The sequence below is a fragment of the Cryobacterium lactosi genome, assembly GCF_004403945.1.
Lineage (GTDB): Bacteria > Actinomycetota > Actinomycetes > Actinomycetales > Microbacteriaceae > Cryobacterium > Cryobacterium lactosi.
The window spans coordinates 144797-161486 of record NZ_SOHM01000015.1; the positions used below are offsets into that span (position 1 = coordinate 144797).

A 16690-nucleotide genomic window follows, 5' to 3' on the forward strand; every position below is an offset into this window, starting at 1 on the left:
CATGTCCCGGATCGATTCCCGCGGGCCCAGCCGCCTCGCCCGCCTGCCCATCGTCCACCAGCTGCACCAGAGCGTCGGCCTGCAACGCGGCATGCTCGTGGCCGGGCTGGTCATCACCACCCTGTTCGTGCTCACCGCCATCCTGGCGCCCCTGGTCGCACCGTACGGCTACAGCCAGCTGCGCGGCCCCGACGGTGTCTTCGGCGCCCAGCAGCCGCCGAGCGGCACGCACCTGTTCGGTACCACCGTCGGCGGCTACGACGTGCTCTCCCGCGTGCTCTGGGGCGCCCAGACGGCGCTTTTCGTGATCGTGGTCGCCGTGCTGCTGTCGATCTTCGCCGGCGTGTTCCTCGGCCTGGTGTCCGGATACTTCGGCGGCTGGCTCGACAGGGTCCTGGTGGTCGTCTGCGACGCCGTCTACGCGTTCCCGTCGCTGCTGCTGGCCATCGTGATGTCCATCGTGATCTCCGGCGGCAAGTCCGACCTCGTCGGCGGCGTCATGGCGGCGGCCATCTCGATCACCGTGGTGTTCATCCCACAATACTTCCGGGTCATCCGTGCCGAGACGGTGCGGATCAAGTCCGAGGCCTTCGTCGAATCCGCGCGGGTCCTCGGCGCCGGCAACATCCGGATCATGCTCAGACACGTTCTGCGCAACGCCACCCGCACGCTGCCGCTGATCTTCACCCTCAACGCCTCGGAGGCCATCCTCACCCTGGCCGGCCTCGGCTTCCTCGGCTTCGGCATCGAACCGACCGCCGCTTCCGAGTGGGGCTTCGACCTCAACAAGGCGATCTCCGATGTGTCCAGCGGAATCTGGTGGACCTCGCTGTACCCCGGCCTGGCGATCGTGCTGGTCGTGATGGGCATCACCCTGGTCGGGGAGAGCCTGAACGACCTGGCCGACCCCCGCTTGCGCGGCCGCCGCGCGATCGGTGCCTCCGCCGGTCTGGTCGCCGAGACCTCCGTGGTGCCCGGCGGCACCCTGACCGCCGGCCCCGGCGGTCTGGACGGCCTCGAGAGGGCCCCCATCAACCCGAACGACGGCGAGGCCACCTCATGAGCGATTCCCGCACCGCACGCTCCGAGCAGACCGTGCTCAGGATCAACGACCTCGGCGTGTCATTCTCGACCGATGCCGGCGCCGTGCGTGCCGTCGACGGGGTGAGCCTCAGCGTGCGCCGCGGCGAGGTTCTCGCCATCGTCGGCGAGAGCGGAAGCGGCAAGACCGTCACGGCCAAGACCATCCTCGGCCTGCTGCCGGAGACGGCGATGTCAGAGGGGGCGGTGATCCTGACCAGTCGGGACGGGTCCAGCGAGAACAACGTCATAGCGCTCAGCCGACAACGCCTGCGGCAGGTGCGCGGCACCGACGTGTCGATGGTGTTCCAGGAGCCGTCCACGGCTCTGAACCCTGTCTACACCGTGGGCTGGCAGATCATGGAGGGCATCAGGGCGCACGGCGCCGTGAGCCGGGCCGACGCCAAGAAGAAGGCCATCGAGGTCCTCGGCCGGGTCGGCATTCCCGACCCGGAGGTCCGGGTGAACTACTATCCGCACCAATTCTCCGGCGGCCAGAAGCAGCGGGTGGTGATCGCGATGGCCCTGGTGCTCGAACCCGGTCTCATCGTCGCTGACGAGCCCACAACGGCTCTTGACGTCACGGTGCAGGCGGAGATCCTCGACCTGCTCCGCCGCTGCCGGGACGAATTCGGCACCGCGATCGTCCTGATCACCCACAACATGGGTGTCGTGGCCGACCTCGCCGACAGGGTCGCGGTGATGTACCAGGGCAAGGTCGTCGAGGAAGCCGACGCGCAGACGCTGTTCACCTCGCCCCAGGATCCCTACACCCAGAGGTTGCTCGCCGCTGTGCCCTACGTCGGCCAGGGCGTCATCCGCGCCGCCGAGCGCGCTGAGGCCCGCGCCCCCGAGTGGGCAGCCCAAACCCCCGTCGTCGTCGCGGACAACCTGCGAATCCAGTACCCCGGCCGGCTCGGCCGCCCGGGCTTCGTGGCCGTGGACGGCGTGAGCTTCTCGATCCGTCCCGGTGAGGTGCTCGGGCTGGTGGGGGAGAGCGGCTCGGGCAAGACCACCATCGGCCGGGCCATCGCCGGACTCACCCGGGTCACCGACGGCTCGTTGAGCGTGCTCGGCCACGAGATGAACGGGTTCAAGGAACGCCGGTTCAAACACCTGCGCAGCGACATCGGCTTCGTCTTCCAGGACCCGGCGTCCAGCTTCAACCCGCTGCTCACCATCGCGGACTGCGTCGCGGAGCCCCTCGTGGTGCACGGGCGCGCCTCCAGCCCCCGCGCCGCGCGAGCGCGCGTCGACGAACTGCTTGAGGCCGTCCAACTGCCGCGGGCCTTCGGCGACAGATTCCCGCACGAGCTCAGCGGCGGCCAACGGCAGCGAGCCAGCCTGGCCAGGGCCCTTGCACTGGAGCCGGCGCTCTTGATCGCTGACGAACCCACCTCAGCCCTCGACGTGTCTGTGCAGGCGAGGGTGCTGGAACTCTTCGCGGAACTGCAAGCCGAATTCGGCTTCGCCGCCCTGTTCATCAGCCATGACCTCGCCGTCGTCGACATCCTCGCCGACCGGATCGCCGTGCTCTATCACGGCCACCTGGTGGAGGAAGGAACCGGCGCTGAAGTGCTCGGCGCCCCGCGCGATCCGTACACCCAACGCCTCCTCGCGTCCCTGCCTGTGCCCGATCCGGCCGCACAGGCCAAGCGCAGGGAAGAACTCCGGCGGTTACGTGCGGTCGGTTGACCGAAGAGGACTCTGAGGGCTGCGTGCGGCAGTATTGAGAGCATGAGACGCGTCGAAGCAGATCCGTATCCGATCGTTGCCAGCGACCTGACCGTCGAATACGCGGCCCATGGCGCCAGTTCCGCCTTCGTGGCGCTGCGCGGATTGACGCTGACCCTGCGCAGGGGAGAGGTCCTCGGGCTGTTGGGCGAGAGCGGGTCGGGAAAAAGCACGATCGCCCGGGTGCTGTCCGGTGCAGACTCCGGACCCGGCCACGGCGAGGTACACGCGCAGATCACGGGTGGCGAGGCAACCGTGCTGGGCTACCGGCTGCGGCGCATCGGTCGCCGCAAGCTGGCCAGGCTCACGTTCGGGGTCGGGATGCTCGCGCAAGATGCCGCGAGCACGCTCCCCGCCAGTCTCACCGTGGCCGACATCGTTGCCGAACCCGTTCTCGAACGCGACAGGCACTACGACACGGCCAAACTCGAGACCCTCGTCGCGACCATGATCGACGCCGTCCGCCTGCCGCTGTCGGTGCTCGGCAGCTACCCGTACGAACTGAGCAGCGGTCAACGCCAGCGCGTCGCGCTGGCCAAGGCGCTGGTCTTCGGGCCGTCGCTGCTCATCGCCGACGAACCCACCGCGGGCGTGGATGCCCTGGTGCGCGACGACGTCATCGACCTCATCGGCGAACTCCAACGTGAACGCGCATTCTCCGCGGTGCTGATCAGCAACGATCTCAGCGTGCTCCGGCGGGTCGCCGACCGCATCGGGGTCATGCACCAGGGAGTCCTGGTGGGTCTGGGCACGATCGACGAGGTATTCGACAACCCGTGGCATCCGTATGTGGTCGAACTCGCCTCTGCGCTCACCCTGGGCACCCAGACGACGCAGGCGCCGGGCGGCGTCACCCTCCCGGAGTCATCCGGCGCGCAGACGAACCTGAACGACGACCGGAGTGCAGAGTCATGACCGGCCAGCACCGGGCTGTGGTCCAGGATGAACCGGTGCGGACCGGCGCCTGGCGACCGGAGCCCGGCGCCGTGGCCATCCTGCCCACCGAGAACGCCCTCTTCGCCGAGGCCGTCCGAGCGGGCGGGGGAGCCGTCGCACCGCTGTCAGCGGAGACCCGGGGGCTGATCTGGCTCTCCTACACCCGGGCGGCCGAGCTCGAGAACATCCTGGCGGAGAACCCCCAACTCGGCTGGGTCCAGTTGCCCTGGGCCGGCGTCGACGCCTTCGCGTCGATTCTGGCGCGGCATCGGCGGGACGACCTGCTCGTGACCAGCGCCAAAGGGGCCTACGCCCAACCCGTGGCCGAACACGCTCTGGCCCTGATCCTCGCGTCGCTGCGGGTGCTGCCGCAACGAGCCAGGGCGCGGTCCTGGAATGCGGAGCCGGCAGGGGTGTCGCTCTACGGCCGCACGGTGCTGGTGATCGGGGCCGGCGGCATCGCCCGCGAACTGATCCGGCTGCTCGAACCGTTCGGCACCGACATCGTCGTGGTGCGCCGCAGCTCGGAGCCGGTGCCGGGCGCCGCCCGGACGGTGCCCGTGGCTCAGTTGGACGCCGAACTGGGACAGGCCGACGTGGTGGTAGTCGCCGCCGCCCTGACCGGGGAGACCCGGCACCTGATCGGTGCCGCCCAGATCGCCCTGATGGCTCCGACGGCCCACCTGGTCAACATTGCCAGGGGCCCGCTGATCGACACCGACGCGCTCGTGAACGCCTTGGCCGCCGGCACGATCGCGGGAGCGGCGATCGACGTCACCGACCCTGAGCCGCTGCCGGACGGGCATCCCCTGTGGAGCGAGCCTCGGTGCTTGATCACCCCGCATATGGCCGACACGCCCGAGATGACCGCGCCGCTACTCGCCGAGCGAATTCGGCTCAATGTGGCGGCTTTACTGGGAAGCAGGCCCTTCGTCGGGGTCGTCGACCCCGTTGCGGGGTACTGAGGCTGCCCCCGGATTTGGTGCACGGCGAACTTTTGGTAAAGTAGCTACGCTGTTCAAGCGAAAGAAATTCTCGCTGAGCACGCTTTCCTCGATAGCTCAATTGGCAGAGCAGCGCACTGTTAATGCGCAGGTTCTTGGTTCGAGTCCAAGTCGGGGAGCGAAAAGGCCACTAGGGGCTCCACCCCCGGTGGCCTTTTTTGTGCCCGGGACCGGTCTCCGGCTCGGGGCGCCGGGCCGGGCCGCTAGTCTGATCCCGAATGATGCGAAAGGTGGCGGTTGTGGTTCCCTGGCAGGTTCTCAGCGTCGTACTGGCCGTGCTGTCCGCGGCACTGCTCCTCCTCTGGTTGCTGGCCCTCGCGCGGCAGCGCCGACAGCGCTTCGACAGGTCTGCCGCCGAACGCGTGCGCATCGACCTCGAACTCTCCCTCGCCGAGCAGCACGGCCGCCTCGCGATCATCCGCGAGCTGCAGGACGTTGCCGTGTTGTCGCTGGCCCGCCTGATCACCAGGGCGGAGGGGGCCCGGTACACGGCCCAGAGCGACCCGTCCACAGCCGTCCGGGCGGCGACGGCACTGGTCGAGGACGGGCGGGTCACACTGGCCGACCTGCGCCGGGTACTGACCATCGCCAGGGAGGGCGAGTCGATCGCCACCATGGCGCCGGGCCTCCAGTCGGCCCGCAATCTCTTCGGTGTGATGCGCGATGCCGGCCTGGCCGTCAGTTTCTCCGAATCCGGTGACCGCTTCCCACTCAAGCCCGGGGCCGAACTTGCCATCTATCGCATCCTGCAGAGCGCGCTCGCGAATGCGCTCAAGCACGGCGGCGCCGGTACCGAGGCACGGGTATCGTTCACCTGGACCCAGGACGGCCTGCAGCTGCTGATCGACGACGACGGCATCAGGGCTGCGGCCAAGAGGGACAGCGCCTCTGCCACGGATTTCGCCGCCAGGACCGCCTACACGATCGACGACGACCTCCGGGCTCTGAGCGAGAGCATCTCAGGCGCCGGGATCACTCAGATGCGCGAACGCGCCCAGCTCTTCGGCGGTATCTTCAACGCGGGAACGGTGCCGGGCGTCGGGTTCTCGGTCTCGGCCGTTTTCCCCTCACTGCGCTTCCACAACGGGGTGCACGGCGTCGATCTGTCCCGCTGAACCTGCGATCAGCCCTCGAGGTCGTCCACGCCGGGCAGCCAGCTCAGGCCGGATACACCCCAGCCGCGCTTGCGGCTCACCTTGGCGGCGATCTTGGCGTAGAAGTGCTCCAGCCGGTCCACGTACAGGGTGCCGTCCAGGTGATCGAACTCGTGCTGGAAGATGCGCGCCAGCCAGCCGTCCGCCCGGATCTCGAAGGGCCTCTGGTCGAGGTCGACGGCGCGCAGCACGGCAGAGCCGGCGCGCAACAGTGGGAACCGTTCGCCGGGGAACGACAGGCACCCCTCGACGTCCTCGTCCTCGTCGGCCTCGCCGGCGGGAACCGGCGTGATCCACAGCTCGGGATTGATGGCGACGCCCCTGGTCTCGATCTCGTCGTCATCGAGGTAACTGAACGTGAAGAGCCGCAGCCCGACGCCCACCTGGGGTCCGGCGAGACCCACGCCGGGAGCGGCGTCCATGGTCTCGAACATGTCCTGCACCAGCGTGCGCAAATCGTCGTCGAAGTCGACGACGGGCGCTGCGGGGGAGTGCAGGACGGGATCTCCTGAAATTACAATCGGTCGAACGGCCATTCAGCAAGGATATCGGCATGGATCTCGATAGTCTCGTTGAGTGACTCCCGACCTGACAGACCTGGCTGGCGAGATCGCGATCGATCCACGTCAGGCAATCGGCATTCCACTCGCCTTGATCGGCGCTGTATTCCTCTCCCTGGGCGCCCAGTTCCAGCATCGCGGCGTGACCAAAGTGGAGGCGCACACCCGGGAGGTCACCGGCGGGCTCAACACCCGGCAGCTGATTCTGTTGCTCTCCAGGCCGTCGTGGGTCTTCGGTACCCTGATGCTCGGTCTGGCCATCGCCTTCCAGCTGACCAGCCTCGCGTTCGCGCCCCTCATCGTCGTGCAGCCGCTGGGCGCCGTGGCGCTGGTGATCACGGCCATCCTGAATGCCAGGGTGAGCCACGTGAAGCTCAACCGGGCCTCGGTCATCGCGATTGCCATGTGCGTCGGCGGCGTGGGCCTGTTCGTCACTGTCGCCGCATTCACGGCCGTCGACAAGCCGGTCACGGATGCGAACCTCATCACCATCCTGGTCGTCCTCGCGGTGGTCCTGGCGGCATTCGCCGTCGCATTCGCCCTGCTCCGCACCCGGTTCAAGGCCATCTTCTACATCATCGGCGCCGGCGTTCTGTACGGATTCGTGGCCACCCTTGCCAAGGTGATCATCAGCCGAATCCAGAACGGTGATTTTGAGTGGCTAACCCTTGTCTGCGTGGCCGGACTGCTGCTGGCCGCCGGTGCTGGTGCCTACTTCGTGCAGAACGCCTACTCGTCCGGTCCGCCGGACCTGGTCATCGCGGGGTTGACCGTGATCGATCCGATGATCGCCGTCGGTATCGGAGTCATCGTGTTGGGGGAGGCGTCCCAGGCGCCGGCCTGGGCCGCCGCGCTTTTTGCCGTCGCCGGCGCCGTCGCCGTGTGGGGTGTCTTCAGGCTGGCAAAGCACCACCCGCAAACCCAGACTTGACCGGTGGTTCTCGTCAACGCGCCGCGCCTGGGGGCTGCCATGGGCCATCCGGTTTAGAATAGGGTCCTATCAGACCTCGACGGCTCAGTTTCGTTGACACCCAGACTTCCCGCCGGACGCTGATCCCCGGCCCACCTACGTAGGGACTATCCCACTTGAGCGCTTCATCTGACGTACCGGCCAACACGTCCGACCCGGCCATGCCGGCAGAGACACGACCCATCCGGGTCCTCATCGCCGCTGATACGTTCGCGCCCGATGTGAACGGTGCGGCCCGGTTCGCCGAGCGGCTCGCCGCCGGCCTGGTCAGTCGCGGCCACGTGGTGCAGATCATGGCGCCGGCTCCGACACGCAAGCACGGCACCTGGACCGAGGTGCACGAGGGCGAATCCATGACCGTGCACCGCCTGCACAGCTGGCGCTGGCGACCGCACGACTGGCTGCGTTTCGCGTTGCCATGGATCGTGCGGGCCAAGAGCCGTGCCATTCTCGACTCCTTCCAGCCCGACGTCGTACACTTCCAGTCCCACATCGTGGTCGGCCGTGGGGTGTCCATCGAGGCAGAGAAGCGCGGTATCCGCATCATCGGAACCAACCACTTCATGCCTGAGAACATGCTGCAGTTCTCGCTGGTCCCCAAGGGATTCCAGGACCAACTCGTCCGGGCGCTCTGGAAAGACGCCGAGCACACCTTCAAACGCGCGGAGGCCGTCACCACCCCGACCCGCCGGGCGGCTGAATTCCTGGAGAAGTACACCGGCCTGTCCGGAGTGCAGGCCATCTCCTGCGGCATCGACGCTGACAACTATTCGCCCAGCTTCGCTCCGCGGACCGAGAACCGGATACTCTTCGTCGGACGGGTCACCGGCGAGAAGCAGATCGACGTCCTGGTGCAGGCCGTCGCGCTGCTCGACGCGAGCCTCGAGGTCCAGGTGGAGATCGTCGGCGGCGGCGACCAACGACGCAACCTCGAGCACCTCGTGGAGTCGCTCGGCTTGAGCCGCCAGTTCACCTTCACCGGGTACGTCACCGACGAGGAACTCCGCGAGGCGTACTCGCGGGCCACAGTGTTCGCGATGCCGTCCATCGCGGAGCTGCAGAGCATCGCGACCATGGAGGCGATGGCCTCCGGACTTCCGGTCGTCGCCGCCAACGCGATGGCGTTGCCGCACCTGGTGCACGACGGACAGAACGGCTATCTGTTCGAACCGGGCAGCGCCCAGGACCTGGCCGACAAGCTCAGCCTGGTGTTCTCCCTGTCGCCGGAAGAGCTGGATGCCCTCAAGCATGAGTCGTTGAAGCTCATCGAGGCCCACGACATCAAGCGCACCCTGAATACTTTCGAACGCCTCTACCGTGGCGAATCGACGGTGGACCCGAACGTTGCCGCTCTGGGCAATGCGTCCGCGGCACACCCAGAGGTGCTGGACGCGGCGCCGTCCCGCGACTGAACGGTCGACACTGCGTCGGTCGGTACAGTGTCGGGCCGATACTATGGTCAGGCACGGGGTGGTAGCTCAGCTGGTTAGAGCACGCGGCTCATAACCGCACGGTCACGGGTTCAAGTCCCGTCCACCCTACGAGAGTCGTTCCCCTTCGTTCCCCAGTCTCCTTCTCGAAAGCAGCCGACATGCCCGGACGGTTCAGCCCCAACCCTCGCACCTCTCGCACCCTCGTCGCGGGAGCGCTGACGGTCCTCGCTTTCGGCCTGACCGGGTGCAGCTCGTTCATGCCGTTGATCGGCGCCCAGCCGGTGCAGCAGAACGTCACCGTGACCACGCCGACCCCCACGGCGACACCCGAGCTCGTCTTCGATTCCGTGTTCACCGACATGGGCTCGATCCACCCGACGCTCATGATCGGCGCCGACCTCGAGCTGCAGCTGGACATGTGGACGGAGCAGAAGACCCACGAGTGGTACACCGACAGCGACAAGCTGTTCTCGTTCGTGATCAGCGTCTTCGACAAGGCAGTCCCGGCCGAGGCTCCGTTCGCCTCCAAGCGGCAAGTCTTCATGTCCAACATTTCGGTCACAGCCACGACGTCGACCACCAGCGGAGCCACCGTGTCGCCCTTTGTGCTCGACACCGACCCGACCCTGGTGACCCTCGACCCCGAGGCCCTTCGGTCCGACAACGGTCTGCTGATCACCTCACCCAAGGGTGGGTTCCAGCTGGAATCCAACCAGATCGGCCAGGTCAGCGCCGACACCTACGGCGTCATCCTGGACTTCGCGATGACCATCTCCAGCGAATCCGTTGCGGGCACCGGCGGATACACCACCCAGGTCGTGCACGTTCCGGTGCCCGTCGCCATCTTCCCGCGCGCGTAGGGCAGCAGGGCCACCGCGCCGACGCGCGTCGGTGTCAGACGTAGGCGGGACACTGAACTGTGTACATTCTGGTGACCGGGTCCACCTCGGGGCGGTTCAGAGTCCAGGAACTGGACTCCGCCGGTGCAGCCACCGGGCTGGACCGGCGACTGACGACTCCTGAGTTCCTCGCCCTGGTCCGCGAGCGTGACCACGACGTCGTCCGCTGGGTCTGGGCGGACACCGCGCGGATCTACCCGGTCGTACTGCGGGGGAACGCCAGGGTGGCGCGCTGCCATGACCTGCGGCTCTGCCACGTCATCCTGCGGAATTCCGCACTGACAGGGGGCAGTGTCCTGGCGAACGCGCCAGCGAGCCGGTGGGATGCGCCGACCGCGGCCGCAGCGGAGCCGGCCGCCGCCGGTGCCACCCTATTCGAGATGGACCTCGGTGCGGCTGAGTACGACGGGGTCGGGCACGACGGGGCCGGGGCGCTCCCGGATGACGCCCTGGCGGAGTTCCAGGCTCAGCTGATGGCCATCCGCACCTGTTCCGATCCGGGCCGGCTGCGCCTGCTTCTGGCCGCGGAATCCGTCGGCGCGCTGATCGCCGCCGAGATGCAGTTCGCCGGGCTGCCCTGGCGCAGCGCGATCCACGACAGTCTGCTCACCGCCGAGCTCGGTCCGCGGGTCGCGGCGGGAAGCCGGCCGGCACGACTGGAGGAACTGGCGGCCCGCATCCGCGCCGACCTGGGCGACCCGAGCGTCAACCCCGATTCGCCGCCGGAGCTGCTCAAGGCGCTCAACCGCGCCGGGCTCGGCGTGGCGAGCACGCGCGCGTGGGAGCTGGAGAAACTCGACCATCCTGTCATCGAGCCCCTGTTGCGGTACAAGAAGCTCTCCAGACTCCTGGCCGCCAACGGGTGGTACTGGATGGAGAGCTGGATCATCAACGACCGGTTCCACCCCGAATACCTGCCAGGCGGTGTGGTCACCGGGCGATGGGCGACCCGCGGCGGCGGCGCGCTGCAACTGCCCAAACAGATTCGCGGCGCCGTCGTCGCCGACCCGGGCTGGAGCTTCGTGGTGGCGGACGCCGCCCAATTGGAGCCGCGGATCCTGGCGGCGCTGTCGGCCGACACCGCGATGGCCGCGGCGGGCCGTGGAACCGATCTCTACGCGGGCATCGTGGCCAGCGGAGTGGTGGAGACCAGGGCGCACGCCAAGGTCGCCATGCTCGGTGCCATGTACGGCGCCACCTCCGGGGAGAGCGGGCGGCTGCTCCCGCGCCTGGCACGCGCGTACCCGCGGGCTCTTGCCCTCACGGAGACGGCGGCCAGGGCGGGGGAGCGCGGCGACGTGGTCAGTACCCGGCTGGGCCGGTCCTCGCCGCGCCCGGGGTCAGGCTGGCAGGACGACCAGGCGCGCGCGTCTGAGGCCGGGGCCACTACGGCCGATGAACGTCGGGCCAGGAGCCAGGCCAGGGACTGGGGCCGGTTCACCCGCAACTTCATCGTGCAGGGAAGCGCCGCCGAATGGGCCCTGTGTTGGATGGCCGAGATCCGGAAAGGACTGACCGCGCTGTCGGCACCGGCCGAGGACACCGGGGCCGCTGTGCAGGGACGGACGACTCGCGGGGAGTTCGAGGTCGCCCCGCATCTGGTTTTCTTCCTGCACGACGAGGTCATCGTGCACACTCCGGCCGCGCTGGCCGACGACGTCGCACGCATAGTCACCGAGGCTGCCGGGGCAGCAGGACGACTGCTGTTCGGGGACTTCCCGGTTGATTTTCCGCTCACCTGCGTGGTGGTGGACAGCTACGCGGACGCGAAATAGGTCAGGCCGGTGTGGCGGGCCTGCGGCCCCGCTTGGGTCGCAGCTGGCTGAGCCCGCGATGCAGTTGAACCGGCGTGCCTCCCGCTGCCGTGGCGGACACGGAGTCTGCCGCCGTGTCGGCCACGGTGTCCAACCAGGCCAGCGCGGCCCTGGCCTGCAGGTCCTGGGCAGATCGGCCCAACCGTTCCTGGCCGGTTTCCACGATTGAACGGCGCGGGTCTTCGCCACGGTCCAGGCGCACCAGCCAGGCAGTTCGGTAGCCGTCCAGCACCGGCGCGAGATCGACGTGTGGAAGAGAGGAGGCGATCAGCACCCGGTCCAGCATGTCGTTCCACTCGGCGCCGGAACCACTGACGGTGTCCTGCAGCCAGGCCAGTGCCTCCGTGCGGCCGGGAGCGGTGAGCCTGTAGAGCGGCAACCCGTCGGGGGTGCTGCCCGCGTCCTCGACGGCGCCCTGGTCCGTCAGGCGCTCCAGGGTGCTGTAGATCTGACCCACGTTGACCGAGCGCCTGCCGGCGGTCCTGGTCGCCAGCTCACCGTGCAATTGGAATCCGTAGGCGGGGCCCATCGTGAGGATCGCCAGCAGCGAGTTCCGAACCGACACCGTGCCTCCAACCTGGGCCCGTGTGCGGTCGCTGTCGACCTCTAAAGCCATACCGAATATACATTAGGAAAGGAGGGTCTGTTGCGATTCTCCAGCGGGGTGGGGCATAATTCAGCTAACACCGCACCGCCGAATTCTGTTCAGCGTGTCCTGGTTGGCCCTCGTTCGAGATCGTTGGGGAAGACGCACCTCGAACACCAATCTGGGAAACGGAGAACACCATGACGGCACCCCGTACTCGTCAGTCACCGGCTGCACGGGGCGTTTTGTATGTGCACTCGTCGCCTGGCGCGCTGTGCCCGCACGTCGAGTGGGCCGCGAGTCGCGCGCTGGACGTGGCGGTCAGCTTCGACTGGTCTGAGCAACCTGCCCTGGCCGGTTCCCAACGGGCGGAGTTCTTCTGGGAAGGCGCTGCGGGATCGGGAGCGACGATCGCCTCGGCCCTGCTGGGCTGGGATCAACTGCGATTCGAAGTGACCGAGGACCCGGGGCCCGGTCGGGACGGCGGCCGGTGGCTGCACACGCCGGCGCTGGGCATCCACTTCGCCCAGACCGACACGGTGGGAAACGTCGTCCTGCCTGAGGACAGGCTGCGCGCGGCCATTCTTGCCGCCGGCACCGACACCGTGCACCTCCATCGGGAGCTGAGGCGGGCGTTGGGCCAGGCGTGGGATGACGAACTTGAGCCGTACCGGCATGCCAGCGACTTCTCCAGCGTCGTCTGGCTGCACAACGTCGGCTGAGCAGCCGCGTCACTGCCTGCGGCGACCTTGCTGCGGGCGGGGCTCAGGAGTCCCGCCCGCACCGACCGGAGCCGGTGTGTCAGACCGAGCGGAACGCGACGACGGCGTTGTGGCCGCCGAAGCCGAACGAGTTGCTGATCGCCAGGAGGTCACCACTGCCCAGCGCACGCGGTGAGGTGACCACGTCGAGCGGGATGGCGGGATCCTGTTCGGTCAGGTTGATGGTCGGCGGCAGGACCCGCTCGGCCAGGGCCTTGACCGTGAACAACGCTTCGATCGCGCCGGCGCCGCCGAGCAGGTGCCCGGTGGATGCCTTGGTCGCCGAGACCGGGATGCCATCGAGGAGGTCACCGAACACGCGGCGGAGCGCGTTGTACTCGGCGATGTCACCGACCGGGGTGCTCGTGGCGTGCGCGTTGATGTGCATCACGTCAGACAGGTCAGCACCGGCGTTCCGGATCGTCGCGATCATGGCGCGGGCGGCTGCGGACCCCTCGGGATCCGGCGCCGTGATGTGATACGCGTCGCTCGTGATGGAGCCGCCGAGCAGTTCGGCGTAGATGTGCGCTCCGCGGGCGAGAGCGTGTTCTTCGGTTTCGATGACCAGCGCGGCGGCACCTTCGCCCAGGACGAAGCCATCCCTGCTGATGTCGTAGGGGCGAGACGCGGTGGCGGGGGAGTCGTTCCGCTTGGAGAGTGCTTGCATGGCGGCAAACGACGCGATCGGCAGCGGGTGGATGGCCGCCTCCGAGCCGCCGGCGATGACGACGTCGGCCAGGCCGGCCTGCAGGCGGTTGTAGGCGTTCACGAGCGACTCGGTGCTCGAGGCGCACGCTGAGACCACCGTGGTGATACCGGCACGGGCGTGCAGGTCCATGCCGATTGCTGCTCCAGGACCGTTCGGCATCAGCATGGGCACGGTCATGGGCAGAACCCGGCGGGGTCCACGCTCGCGCAGGGTGTCCCAGGCGTCGAGCAGGGTCCAAACGCCGCCGATACCAGTGGCCCAGTCCACGGCGAGTCGTTCGGGGTCAACGGCGGGCATGCCGGCGTCAGCCCAGGCTTCACGGCCCGCAATCAGCGCGAACTGGCTGGAGGGGTCGAGGCGCTTGGTCTCCTGGCGGGCGAGAACGTCCACGGGGCGGACCCTGGCCTGGGCGGCGAAGGTGATGGGGAGCGACGTGCGCTCGACCCATTCGTAGTCGAGGGTTGATGCGCCGGACTCACCGGCGAGGAGCGCGTTCCAGGTGTCAGTGGCGTTCCCGCCCAGGGGCGAGGTGGCACCGAGGCCGGTGACAACGATTTTTTTGGTCATAACAACGACTCTCCGTCAGAACGTGGGCAAGCGGGAACGTGCGCGAAGCGAGGTGGGAACCCCGAGTGGAGCGTCCCTGGAGAACGGGCCGGCCGGCAGACGCCAACCGGCCCGTTCGGGCGTGGACCTAGTCCTGCGCCTTGACGATGAACTCGACGGCGTCGCCGACGGTCTTGAGGTTCTTGACCTCTTCGTCGGGGATCTTGACGTCGAACTTTTCTTCGGCGTTCACGACGATGGTCATCATCGAGATGGAATCGATGTCCAGGTCGTCGGTGAACGACTTGTCCAGCTCAACCGTGTCGGTTGCGATGCCCGTCTCGTCGTTGATGAGCTCGGCCAGGCCGGCAAGAACTTCTTCGGTGGACAATGCCATGTTGTTTTCTCCTTGGGGGTGTCTCGTTTGACCGAGACTCAGTTTAGATGGACAGAGGGGAGCTACGGCAGCACAACCACCTGCGCGCCGTAAACCAGGCCGGCTCCGAAGCCGATCTGGAGGGCAAGACCTCCGCTGAGCTCGGGGTGTTCCTCGAGCAGGCGGTGGGTGGCAAGGGGGATCGACGCGGCCGAGGTGTTCCCGGTCGTGGCGATGTCGCGGGCGATGACGACGGACTCCGGAAGCTTGAGTTGCTTGGCGAACTCGTCGACGATTCGCATGTTCGCCTGGTGGGGGATGAACGCGGCGAGTTGGTCGGCGGTGATCCCGGCGGCTGCGAGGGTCTGCTTGGCGATCTTCGCCATGTCCCAGACGGCCCAGCGGAAGACGGTCTGGCCTTCCTGGCGCAGTGTCGGCCATTCCTTCTCACCCCGGCGGTATTCCTGGAGGGTGCCGTTCATGCCGACGGCGTCCGCGCGCCCATCCGAGCCCCACACCGAGGCGGAGATGCCGGGGTAGTCGCTCGGGCCGATGACAACGGCGCCGGCGCCGTCGCCGAGCAGGAACGAGATGCTCCGGTCAGCGGGGTCGACCATGTCGGAGAGCTTTTCCGCACCGATGACCAACGCATAGTGGGCGGCGCCGGAGCGGATGAGGGCATCCGCCTGGGCGACGCCGTAGGCGTAACCGGCGCAGGCGGCGTTGAGGTCGAAGGCAGCGGCGGGCACCGCACCGATGCGTTCGGCGACGACGGCGGCCATCGACGGAGTCTGGCGGCCATTGCTGATGGTGGCGATGATGATGGCGTCGATGAGCTCAGGCGCGATACCGGAGCGTTCTATGGCTTCCAGGGCCGCGGTCGTGGCGAGGTCAACGGCCTGAACGTCCTGGCTGGCCCTGGTGCGTGTGATGATCCCGGTGCGCTGCTGGATCCACTCGTCGGACGAGTCGATGGGACCGATCAGGTCTTCATTGGGGACGATGAGGTCACCGCGGGCAGCGCCGACGGCGAGGATGCGGGTGTATTGGGCGCCCTGCGACTGCAGGAGTTGTGGCTGGGTCATTCGTCTCTTCCGGTGGCGACTCTGGCTGATTCAGGCCTGGTGGTCGATCAGTGCGTACGCAGCGGGCAGGTCATCGGGGGTCTTGATGGCCACGCTCGGGATGCCCCGCAGGGCGCGCTTGGCCAGTCCGACGAGTGCGCCGGCCGGTGCGACCTCGATGATTCCGGTCACGCCAGCGTCGGCAAACGACTGCATGCACAGGTCCCACCGTACCGGCGAGGACACCTGGCCGACGAGCAGGTCGACAAAACGCGACCCGTCCGCGACGGTGCTGCCGTCGTTATTCGTCCACAGCGGCAGGGAAGGATCCTGGGGGCGGAGGCCTGTGGCAACCTCGGTGAGGTGCGCGACGGCGGGGCGCATGTACCGGGTGTGGAAGGCTCCGGCGACCTGCAAGGGGACGACACGGCTCTTGGCCGGCGGGTCGGCGGCGAGGGCCGTGAGGGCCTCAAGGGCGCCGGCGACCACGATCTGCCCGCCACCGTTGAAATTGGCCGGTTCAAGGCCGAGCTCTTCGAGACGGGCCAGGAGTTCGGCTTCATCGCCGCCCAGGACGGCGCTCATGCCGGTGGGCGTGAGTGCTGCGGCTGCCTTCATGGCGCGCCCGCGCTCTCCGACGAACGTGAGCGCCTCGGCAGTGCTGAGCACACCGGCACCGGCTGCGGCGGTGATCTCGCCGACGGAGTGCCCGGCGATGCCTCCGATGGCGGCGCGGCGCCCGTCGGAGAAGAGGGCGTTCAGGGCAAGGAGCCCGGCTGCGACGATGAGGGGTTGGGCGAGGGCGGTGTCGCGAATCGTCTCGGCGTCCGCTGTGGTGCCGGCCGTGACAAGGTCGGTGACGGACTGCTCCGACATGGCCCGCAACTCGTCGGCAAAGGCCGGGTTCTGCAACCACGGTTCGAGGAATCCGGGCGTTTGTGAGCCCTGACCGGGACAGACGACAACAATCATTTCCTCAGTCTCCCAACTCGAGGCACCCGGGGCGTGTGGGCAATCTACCGAGTATCCGCAGAACGTTTGTCAGATACCGCAAACCGGGGGCT

16 protein-coding genes and 2 tRNA genes are annotated in these 16690 nt (G+C 67.9%); 12 read left to right on the forward strand and 6 right to left on the reverse strand.

Annotation, left to right across the window (positions count from 1 at the left end; translation table 11 throughout):
• Window position 1: 1 nt before the first annotated feature.
• The 6 genes from E3T61_RS08490 (at window position 2) to E3T61_RS08515 (ending at window position 5869) form a co-directional block, all read left to right on the forward strand.
• Window positions 2-1063, forward strand: a complete 1062-nt coding sequence (locus E3T61_RS08490; RefSeq protein ID WP_134640415.1) for an ABC transporter permease — start codon at window positions 2-4, stop codon at window positions 1061-1063.
• A complete protein-coding gene (locus tag E3T61_RS08495; protein WP_134640416.1) occupies window positions 1060-2775 on the forward strand; it encodes an ABC transporter ATP-binding protein in 1716 nt (571 codons plus the stop codon). The genes E3T61_RS08490 and E3T61_RS08495 overlap by 4 nt, the downstream gene beginning before the upstream one ends.
• Window positions 2776-2817: 42 nt before the next feature.
• Window positions 2818-3729 carry an ATP-binding cassette domain-containing protein gene (locus tag E3T61_RS08500; protein WP_134640417.1) on the forward strand — a complete coding sequence of 304 codons (912 nt, stop codon included), beginning with the start codon at window positions 2818-2820 and terminating at the stop codon, window positions 3727-3729.
• Window positions 3726-4715 carry a D-isomer specific 2-hydroxyacid dehydrogenase family protein gene (locus E3T61_RS08505; RefSeq protein WP_134640418.1) on the forward strand — a complete coding sequence of 330 codons (990 nt, stop codon included), beginning with the start codon at window positions 3726-3728 and terminating at the stop codon, window positions 4713-4715. The genes E3T61_RS08500 and E3T61_RS08505 overlap by 4 nt, the downstream gene beginning before the upstream one ends.
• Window positions 4716-4800: 85 nt before the next feature.
• Window positions 4801-4873 (forward strand) — tRNA-Asn (locus E3T61_RS08510).
• Window positions 4874-4993: 120 nt separating this feature from the next.
• Window positions 4994-5869, forward strand: coding sequence for a sensor histidine kinase (locus E3T61_RS08515; RefSeq protein WP_241992463.1), 876 nt, complete (start codon window positions 4994-4996; stop codon window positions 5867-5869).
• A gap of 8 nt (window positions 5870-5877) precedes the next feature.
• On the opposite strand, the gene def is transcribed toward E3T61_RS08515, so the two are convergent.
• The gene (gene def, locus E3T61_RS08520; protein WP_134640419.1) at window positions 5878-6444 is read right to left on the reverse strand and encodes a peptide deformylase; all 567 of its coding nucleotides are present in this window, start codon (window positions 6442-6444) and stop codon (window positions 5878-5880) included.
• A gap of 40 nt (window positions 6445-6484) precedes the next feature.
• Here def and E3T61_RS08525 point away from each other — a divergent pair, with 40 nt between their 5' ends.
• The 5 genes from E3T61_RS08525 (at window position 6485) to E3T61_RS08545 (ending at window position 11545) form a co-directional block, all read left to right on the forward strand.
• Window positions 6485-7399 (forward strand): DMT family transporter, encoded by a 915-nt coding sequence (locus tag E3T61_RS08525; protein ID WP_134640420.1) that lies wholly within the window; start codon window positions 6485-6487, stop codon window positions 7397-7399.
• A gap of 200 nt (window positions 7400-7599) precedes the next feature.
• On the forward strand, window positions 7600-8850 hold the full coding sequence (locus E3T61_RS08530) for a glycosyltransferase (protein ID WP_134640474.1): 1251 nt from the start codon (window positions 7600-7602) through the stop codon (window positions 8848-8850).
• A gap of 55 nt (window positions 8851-8905) precedes the next feature.
• Window positions 8906-8979: transfer RNA gene (locus tag E3T61_RS08535), tRNA-Ile, on the forward strand.
• Between the two features lie 50 nt (window positions 8980-9029).
• Window positions 9030-9731 carry a hypothetical protein gene (locus E3T61_RS08540; protein ID WP_134640421.1) on the forward strand — a complete coding sequence of 234 codons (702 nt, stop codon included), beginning with the start codon at window positions 9030-9032 and terminating at the stop codon, window positions 9729-9731.
• A 59-nt stretch (window positions 9732-9790) separates the two neighbouring features.
• Complete coding sequence (locus E3T61_RS08545) at window positions 9791-11545, forward strand: bifunctional 3'-5' exonuclease/DNA polymerase (RefSeq protein ID WP_134640422.1); 1755 nt, start codon at window positions 9791-9793, stop codon at window positions 11543-11545.
• Window position 11546: 1 nt separating this feature from the next.
• Here the strand turns inward: E3T61_RS08545 and E3T61_RS08550 are convergent, their stop codons facing one another.
• Window positions 11547-12149, reverse strand: coding sequence for a PadR family transcriptional regulator (locus E3T61_RS08550; RefSeq protein WP_134640423.1), 603 nt, complete (start codon window positions 12147-12149; stop codon window positions 11547-11549).
• A 221-nt stretch (window positions 12150-12370) separates the two neighbouring features.
• On the opposite strand from E3T61_RS08550, the gene E3T61_RS08555 reads away from it, so the two are divergent.
• Window positions 12371-12892, forward strand: coding sequence for a DUF3145 domain-containing protein (locus E3T61_RS08555; RefSeq protein WP_134640424.1), 522 nt, complete (start codon window positions 12371-12373; stop codon window positions 12890-12892).
• Between the two features lie 79 nt (window positions 12893-12971).
• Here the strand turns inward: E3T61_RS08555 and E3T61_RS08560 are convergent, their stop codons facing one another.
• From E3T61_RS08560 to E3T61_RS08575, 4 genes are all read right to left on the reverse strand, one after another.
• Complete coding sequence (locus tag E3T61_RS08560; RefSeq protein WP_134640425.1) at window positions 12972-14207, reverse strand: beta-ketoacyl-[acyl-carrier-protein] synthase family protein; 1236 nt, start codon at window positions 14205-14207, stop codon at window positions 12972-12974.
• Between the two features lie 127 nt (window positions 14208-14334).
• A complete protein-coding gene (locus E3T61_RS08565) occupies window positions 14335-14583 on the reverse strand; it encodes an acyl carrier protein (RefSeq protein ID WP_022883990.1) in 249 nt (82 codons plus the stop codon).
• 62 nt (window positions 14584-14645) lie between these two features.
• A complete protein-coding gene (locus tag E3T61_RS08570; protein ID WP_134640426.1) occupies window positions 14646-15647 on the reverse strand; it encodes a beta-ketoacyl-ACP synthase III in 1002 nt (333 codons plus the stop codon).
• A 30-nt stretch (window positions 15648-15677) separates the two neighbouring features.
• A complete protein-coding gene (locus E3T61_RS08575; RefSeq protein ID WP_134640427.1) occupies window positions 15678-16598 on the reverse strand; it encodes an ACP S-malonyltransferase in 921 nt (306 codons plus the stop codon).
• Between the last annotated feature and the right edge of the window lie 92 nt (window positions 16599-16690).